2 protein-coding genes are annotated in these 1,265 nt (G+C 43.9%); both read right to left on the bottom strand.

Going from position 1 to position 1,265, the window contains the following annotated elements:
• Positions 1-309, bottom strand: a 309-nt coding sequence (locus ACTHUR_RS11365) for an argininosuccinate synthase domain-containing protein (RefSeq protein WP_440398639.1), incomplete at its 3' end; no start/stop codon positions are given.
• 522 nt (positions 310-831) lie between these two features.
• The gene (locus tag ACTHUR_RS11360) at positions 832-948 is read right to left on the bottom strand and encodes a hemolysin D (protein WP_083290052.1); all 117 of its coding nucleotides are present in this window, start codon (positions 946-948) and stop codon (positions 832-834) included.
• Between the last annotated feature and the right edge of the window lie 317 nt (positions 949-1,265).

The raw sequence follows: 1,265 nt of genomic DNA, 5'->3' as shown, positions 1-1,265 counted from the left end.
GAAATAGGCTATGCCGCCGGTGGAAACGTGGAACGCACCGCATTGGATGGCGGCGATGCCCTCGTGTGCCAACTGCGCGCGGCAGTCAATCAGGCGGGCATTTTCTGCGCCGTATTCCATCGCTTTTTTAGGAATAGCGTTGTAATCGTCTTCGTCAGGTTGGCCGAGGTTGGCGGTGTAGGCGTAAGGCAGTGCGCCTTTGAGTTTCATCCACAACAGCGCGGCAGAGGTATCAAGACCGCCGGAGAAGGCGATGCCGACTTTTTGACCGACGGGGAGATTTTGTAAAATGGTATGGTTTTGGCTCATTGGGATTCCTCCAGACTTGAAAAGTTGAAACCATTATCTTATAAATGGATAAGATAATCTACTTTGATGCCGTCTGAAAAAGCATTCAGGTTTTCAGACGGCATTTGTCCGCAATTATTGATGGTGCTATCTGACGCTGAATGCAATGAAGCATACTGCCCAAACCGAAGCAGCTGCCAAAGGCCACAACAAGTAGCCTTTTTGCCCGGTCAAACGCCACATTTCATCTGCATTGGTTGCAACAAAAAACAACCACAAAAAACCAAGTAAAATATCCGTAAAGACTGCCAGTGAAAAAATCATACGGTTTGCAGGCAAGAGGCTGAATGCGTTCAGAACAACCCATTGTATAAAAAATGTGGAAAGCGTAGCATATTTGGCGCGAAAATTGACTGCCCGTTTGTCTTGATGAATTTTACGGCGAATAATCAAATACTGAACAATCAGCACAAACGTACACACAAAAAGGCTGATAATGAACATGAAAAACGCAAAAATGCCGATTACAAACATGAGCCTCTCCTATCCGTTGCACCTATACCATAGCCAAGTGATGGCACCGAGTGCTTCGCTTTCGTTCCATTGTTCATTGGGGTAGAGTTTAGGGGAGATGATGTTTAGGGTTGTGATGGTGGGCATAGTTTAGAGGGGGGGTAAAACAAAAAAGGTAAGTGTAAGTGGTTTTAAGGCTGCCTGAAAGCGGATTAACAGCGAAAAAGAGAACGCGTGAGTGCGAGCACCCACGCTTGCTATCAGACAGACTGGCTACGCTGGCTATGCTTGTTATATATCTATATGGTTATATAGATATATAATTTTTTCACTCCATTCATTTGATTGTAGGGTATCTGTATCTTCAGCAATATACAAACCAATATCTTTTGACCAGAATGCATAAGTTTGTTGAATTATATCTCTATTCTTCAGATAATTAAAATCTGAGAAAGCACCATCAA

The organism is Neisseria sp. P0021.S007 (assembly GCF_051956855.1).
This window is presented reverse-complemented; position numbering and strand designations above follow the sequence as displayed.

Coding starts and splice junctions, on each gene's coding strand:
- ACTHUR_RS11360 (WP_083290052.1), bottom strand. CDS start 948: ATGCCCACCATCACAACCCTAAACATCATCTCCCCTAAACTCTACCCC.